Origin of the sequence: Draconibacterium orientale, assembly GCF_900111425.1 — a bacterium.
Classification (GTDB): Bacteria; Bacteroidota; Bacteroidia; order Bacteroidales; family Prolixibacteraceae; genus Draconibacterium; species Draconibacterium orientale.
This window is the reverse complement of sequence record NZ_FOHT01000028.1, coordinates 62,341-68,901: the sequence shown is the minus strand read 5'-3', so window position 1 is coordinate 68,901 and position 6,561 is coordinate 62,341. Positions and strand designations below refer to the sequence as shown.

Genomic DNA, 6,561 nt, shown 5'->3' with positions numbered 1-6,561 from the left:
GTGATTCCTCTTCTGTTGTTTTTAGCGGAATCAGAGTAATTAGTGGATAATAAAAAATACACCAACAACCTTCAGGTGTTTCCAAAACCCTGAAGCGTTTAAATCACAAAAAGCAGTTAGTCCCTAAGAAAAACCGAATTCAGATCACGTTAAAAACGTTCTCCGTCAACTGACAGATGAGAGGTAAAAAATACAAACACATCGAAATACCTTGTCAACCGCGCAACAACAAAAAGCACAAAGAGATAGCTGGCTTTAGGAAAACAGCATCAATAGAGAAGCCTATGGAGTATTTCGGAAAACTTATGGAAAAAACCAAACATTTTATACCTTAGCAATCCCATAAACAAGAAATAAAACGAATTGAATACTGCATCATGATACACACATCCCTGATAACAGGCGGCACCAAACGAAATGGTGCTTATTCAGCAACCTATTTGCACAACAAAAAGATAAATCGTTCACAGAAGCAGCTAAGGGGAAATACAGTTTAAAAGATTCCCCGGTGTAATTCCCCTAAAAAGGAGACCGGAATACAAAGGAAGAGGTGAAAAACACAAATGAAGAACGATAAACAACACGAATAATGATAATAACAGCCAGTATTGTACTCTATAAAACATCAATGGCAGAATTGGAAAAAGTATGTCAGTCGCTGTTTCAGGACGACACATTTTCAAAAGTTATAATTGTTGACAATTCGCCTGATGATCGCTTAAAGAATATTATTCCCAGCAAAAAAGTAGAATACATTTTTAATGGGAAGAATATAGGCTACGGCGCGGCACATAATATTGCCATTCGAAAAATAATTGATAAATCCGATTACCACCTGGCTTTAAACACCGACATCTTTTTTTCGGCCAATGTTATTCCAAAAATTGTTGACTACTTAAACAAACACCCGAAAGTAGGCCTTATTCTACCTAAGGTACTCAATTTAAAGGGCGAAGTTCAGTATTTGGCAAAGCTGCTGCCTACCCCTTCTAATTTACTGATACGTTTATTTTTACCTGATAATATTTTTAAAAACAAGCGCACCAAATACCAGCTGGCTTTTAATGGTTACAATACCACTATGGAAGCACCGTGCCTTTCGGGCTGTTTTATGTTTTTCCGGGTAGAAGCGTTAAGAGAAGTGGGGATGTTTGATGAACGCTACTTCCTTTACTCCGAAGACTTTGATTTATCGCGAAGAATACATGAAAAATACCAGACCATCTATTATCCAAGGGTATCGATAACGCACTATCATCACCGGCATTCGTACAAAAGCAGCCGGATGATGCTGGTACACATGGTTAATACCATTCGCTATTTTAACAAGTGGGGATGGTTTTTCGACCCAAAAAGAAGGAAAACCAATAAGCGCGTACTGGAAGAGCTGGAATATAAACTGGCGAAAAAGGAAATGCACAAACAAAAACTAAACGCTAAATAATACGCCGCTACCGCGCGAATCCTTTCGCGTGGTTCTGCATAGTATTCATTTCTCCTCCTTTGAGGAGAGCCTGTCCCGATCGGAGCATCGGGAAGTACCACTGATGAAGTGCAGCGTAATCAGCGGGGAGGTGGTGATTTATCTTCTGTTGTCAATAGTCGGATCCGTTTAATTCGATACATTTAACCACCTCACCAACATACGTTGGTCCCCTCCTCCTCCCCAGAGGAGGAGAAATTTCGAGCAACAAGTTTCCATTCCGGTTTTCATTTTACCGCCTATTACTAAGTTTTGCAAAAAACACCATCCATAAAAAGGAATTTATTTCACAATAGCCTGCTCTTGTTGAGCAATTTATTGTTTCCCTTTATCAGCTTTTCCTATGCTTCACGGGTATTGGGTCCCGAGGCTTTCGGTAAAATTCAGTTTATTCTGGTATTTGCCCAGTACTTTGTTTTACTGGCCGCCATTGGCATACCGATTTACGGCGTACGTGAAATTGCAAAAATCCGCCACGACGAGGCACGGATAAGCAAAACTGTTTCCGAGCTGCTGTTTTTAAATGGTATAAGTTCGCTGCTTTTGCTTTTGGGTTACCTGGGAATTCTGTTTTTGGTCCCCTGGTTTCACGATGATCTGCAACTCTACCTGCTGGGCGGGTTAATTGTAATAAGTGCCTTCTCGAACCTCGACTGGTACTACAACGGCATGGAGCAATTTCGCTTTTTATCCATGCGCTCCATTAGCATAAAAGCACTTTCCTTAGTGGCGTTGTTTGTATTTGTAAAAACAAAGGAAGATCTGCTGGTTTATTTTGCCGTAGTTATTTTCTCCATTTTAGCCAATCACTTATGGAATTTATGGGGTGTTCGTAAAATCATCTCTTTTCATTTCAAGTCTCTGGAGCTTAAACGACATCTTCCGGCCTTATTAACCTTGCTGGGAACTTCGGTATCCATCAGCATCTATTCGGTTGTCGATACTTTATTGCTGGGATTTCTGGCCGACGATACGGCTGTAGGACTTTATACTGCGGCCGTAAAGATCAATAAAATTACCATTCCGGTGCTGATAGCACTGGGGACAGTATTAATACCCCGTATCACACAAAGCCTTGAAAGCCGCGACAAAATTCAGGTAAACAAGCTGATTAACCAATCTTTTGCTTTTACCTGTTTACTGGGTGTGCCCGTTAGTTTCGGGCTTTTTCTTTTTGCCAGAGAATTTATTATCTCCATCTCGGGACCGGAATTTGCCAACGCCGTGCTGACCATGAAAATTAGTGCACCTTTGGCACTAATCATAGGAATTGCCCATATATTTGGTTTTCAGTTGTTGATTCCTGCCGGTTTCGAGCGAAAATACCTGTGGGCAACATTTGCCGGTATGGTGGTGAGCATTGTTTTAAACCTCTTGCTCATTGGCAGTTTTAAGGATAAAGGAGCGGCTGTGGCTACCGTTACCAGTGAAATTGTAGTAACCGGAATTGCGGGCTTTTTTGCCTACAAACTCATAAAATTTAAACTGGATTGGAGAATGCTGTCCAAAGCTTTTCTGTCGTGTTTACTTTTTATTCCCATTGCTTATGGGGTTCGCTCCCTTTCGGAAAATGAAGTCATCCGCCTTCTCATTGCTGTTCCGCTATCGGCTCTGATCTATTTTAGCATCCAGGGCTGGCTATTTAAAAACCCCTTAATCGATGAAGCTTTTGTCTATGCCCGAACGAAAGGCTGGATACCCGCTGTTTTAAACAAGAGAAAAGGCAGGATACAGTAATACCAGGACAAACAATTCCACAAAAAAAGTCCTGAAAGGACTAAACACAAATAACCGTGTGTGAAACGCACGGTAAACAAGCATACAGACATCAGCCCCGGAGGGGTTGAATAATCTCCTCCGCTGGCGGGGATTCTGTGGATAAAAAGCCCCGTTAAGACGACACAACAGAAAAATAGATAATCAAAACAAAAACTCCGGCAAAAAGGAATTTGGTAACGACATATTCCTGCGGCGCATTAAACGCTCAGGCTTCCACCAACGGGGTAATTGCGCCGCATCATTCGCTGCGCTCATTACCCCGGGTTAAAACCCGGGGCTATTAATATCAAATCCCTGCGGGATTAAAAAACAATCTGCACGATTCGTGGTGTCTGGCTACTTCAAGGCTTCAAATTAAAAGTGTTCCGATCTTATCAGAACGGATTTAAAGCCTGGCTGGAAGAATATTTTATTAGCCGCTGAATCCACAGCAGTAGCCAATAACCGGCTCCCATCTTGAGGGGAGCTCCCGACAGGATGAGGGGTAAAGAAAACAAACACATTTAACCACTTTTGACTGAACCGACTAACCATTACAGCCACGAACGGTGTAAAAACACAATTTGTCACTGATTGTATCATTAATGAACTTATACGACACTCCCATTAAAAAGAAAATACAGCATATGACCTGGAAATATTATCTACTAGTAGCTTTTGTACTTACTGTTGCCGAACAAGCTGTGGCACAAGCACTTTCCAGCAACTTCGATCGGTTGGAAGATTATTACCGGAGAGAACAGTTACTCGGTAACATTGAGGCCGATTATTCTTTTGTCTCCTATCCCCTCTTTCCTACTGAGGCTTTCGGCGTGAAAGATCCGCACCGGCCAACTGAAAACACAGAAAGCTTTTTTGATTACGATGTGAATAAGCGTTTGGGGAAACATTTACCTTCAGATATCTCGCTAAAGCTCCTTCCTTTGGTTTGGACTAATCAGTACAATTCGCACCATCCTGAAGACTGGAACGACGGAGCGATGATTCCGGCCAAAGGCTATCAGACCTTCGTTAGTGGTGGCCTTTATTTTAGTGTTGCCGTGAGCGAGAACCTTCCATCGCTATCCATAAAAATACAACCGGAATATATCTACGCTTCCAATCCCGAGTATGACGGGTTCCCCTTAACCCGCGAAAATCCGGAGCTGGCGACCTTAAGATGGGCGCAATATTATTTTAACACCTTAAACTATATCGACCAGCCGGAACGTTTTGGCGAGGAGGCCTACGAGCAGTTTAACTGGGGACAAAGCAGTGTTCGCATCAACTACAAAGCCATTTCGCTGGGTTTTTCCAACGAAAATCTCTGGTGGGGACCGGGCAGACGCAATAGCCTGTTAATGACCAATACGGCACCCGGCTTTCGGCATTATACCTTAAATACTACCCGTCCCATTCGTACACCTGTTGGTTCTTTCGAAGGACAAATTGTAATGGGTACGTTAAAAGCTTCGGGTTACCTCCCTCCCAACAGCGAAGTGAAAGACCATAACGGCATGCTCTTTTATTCGCCCAAACGGCAGGACGATCGTTATTTTAATGGAATGATCCTGAATTACAGTCCTAAGTGGGTAGAAGGACTTCACCTGGGACTGATACGTAGTTTCCAAATGTATAAAATCGATAGGGACGACTCTTTCGACGCTTACCTACCCGTTTTTAGTTCTTTCAGTGAAAAGAAATTACAAAAGCAGGCAGAAGATCTGGAAGAAGGAGAATTGAGCAATCACCAGAAAAGAGACGCATACTATTCGTTTTTTATGCGCTATGTGTGGCCCAAAGCTCATGTTGAAATATATGCGGAATATGGCCTGGCCGACAATCACTGGGACGGAAGAGATTTTATGGTGGAAATGGAACACTCAAGAGCCTTTAATTATGGATTCCGAAAACTAATTGAACTCCCGGCAGAAGATCAGGTGATACAGGTAGGCATGGAAATCACTCATTTGGCAAAAAATCCAACCTCGGTACTTAGGGGTAGCCAGAGCACTTACCAACAGGGAAGCAAAACCTGGTACACCGGCGTTGGTGTTCGGCAGGGTTATACCCACCGTGGACAACTACTGGGGGCCGGAATCGGGCCCGGTAGTAACCTGATGAGCTTAAACGTAGGATGGAACAAAGGTTTGAAAGCCATTGGAGTGCAAGTGGAACGATATGCCCACAACGAAGATTTCCACAATGAAACCATTAAAGATATACGCATGCACTGGGTTGACCTGGCAGCTGCATTAAACGGTAGCTGGGATTATAAGAACCTGTTGTTTTCTTTTAATTTAAAATTTGTTGGGGCTAAAAACTATCAGTGGATTTACGACTTTAACTGGAACGATTACTGGGACAACAGTAGTGGAAAAGATGTTTTTAACTTCCACGGAAAACTGGGAATAATGTATCGCTTCTAGCACCAAGGCAAAAGGAAAAAGTGTAAAGATAAAAGTGTTTACACTATCTAGTATCCAGTATCCAGTATCCAGTATCCAGTATCCAGTACAAAGACAAAAAAGATATAAAGGATTTTACCACAAAGTTACGCCAAGAAATCACAGAGTTTCACAGAGAATTGAGAAGCAAGTTATGACCTACAACTTTACAATTTATCAGTTTTACAATTCCATAGTTTCCAGTATCTAAAATCAAGGATCTAGTATCCAGTATCAAGCATCAACTATCAAGCATCAACCATCAAGCATCAACCATCAAGCATCAACCATCAAGCATCAACCATCAAGCATCAACCATCAACAAAAAAAATAAGGTCAATAAGGTTATTGCAGGGAGACATCAATGGCTACTAAGGTTATTTAAGGACGAAATAAGGTTTTACCATAGCAGAAAAAACCTTCAAGTGTTTTTAAAACCTTGAAGTGTTTAAATAAAACAATATCTCACGTCTCAGTGCTCATCATCTCAGCGCTTAAAAATATTTACACGATCAAGTTCAAGCATCTAGCACCAAGGAAAAAGGAAAAAGTGTAAAGGTAAAAGTGAAAGTATCCAGTATCCAGCATCAATTATCCAGCATCCAGTACAAAGACAAAAAAGATATAAAGGTTTTTACCACAAAGTTACGCCAAGAAATCACAGAGTTTCACAGAGAATTGAGAAGCAAGTTATGACCTACAACTTTACAATTTATCAGTTTTACAATTCCATAGTTTCCAGTATCTAAAATCAAGGATCTAGTATCCTGTATCAAGCATCAACCATCAACAAAAAAATAAGGTCAATAAGGTTATTGCAGGGAGACATCAATGGCTACTAAGGTTATTTAAGGACGAAATAAGGTTTTACCA

General features: G+C 41.4%; 3 protein-coding genes. All 3 read left to right on the top strand.

Annotated elements, in window-relative coordinates; all coding sequences use genetic code 11:
- Positions 1-589 precede the first annotated feature (589 nt).
- The 3 genes from BMW53_RS15100 (at position 590) to BMW53_RS15085 (ending at position 5,670) form a co-directional block, all read left to right on the top strand.
- Positions 590-1,444, top strand: coding sequence for a glycosyltransferase family 2 protein (locus tag BMW53_RS15100; RefSeq protein ID WP_051568104.1), 855 nt, complete (start codon positions 590-592; stop codon positions 1,442-1,444).
- Positions 1,445-1,735: 291 nt separating this feature from the next.
- Positions 1,736-3,220 carry a flippase gene (locus tag BMW53_RS15095; protein WP_074780909.1) on the top strand — a complete coding sequence of 495 codons (1,485 nt, stop codon included), beginning with the start codon at positions 1,736-1,738 and terminating at the stop codon, positions 3,218-3,220.
- Between the two features lie 626 nt (positions 3,221-3,846).
- Positions 3,847-5,670, top strand: coding sequence for a capsule assembly Wzi family protein (locus BMW53_RS15085; protein WP_051568105.1), 1,824 nt, complete (start codon positions 3,847-3,849; stop codon positions 5,668-5,670).
- Positions 5,671-6,561: the final 891 nt, after the last annotated feature.

Bases quoted from the DNA above. Each gene is read 5' to 3' on its own strand.
- BMW53_RS15100 (WP_051568104.1), top strand. From the start codon at position 590: ATGATAATAACAGCCAGTATTGTACTCTATAAAACATCAATGGCAGAA.
- BMW53_RS15085 (WP_051568105.1), top strand. From the start codon at position 3,847: ATGAACTTATACGACACTCCCATTAAAAAGAAAATACAGCATATGACC.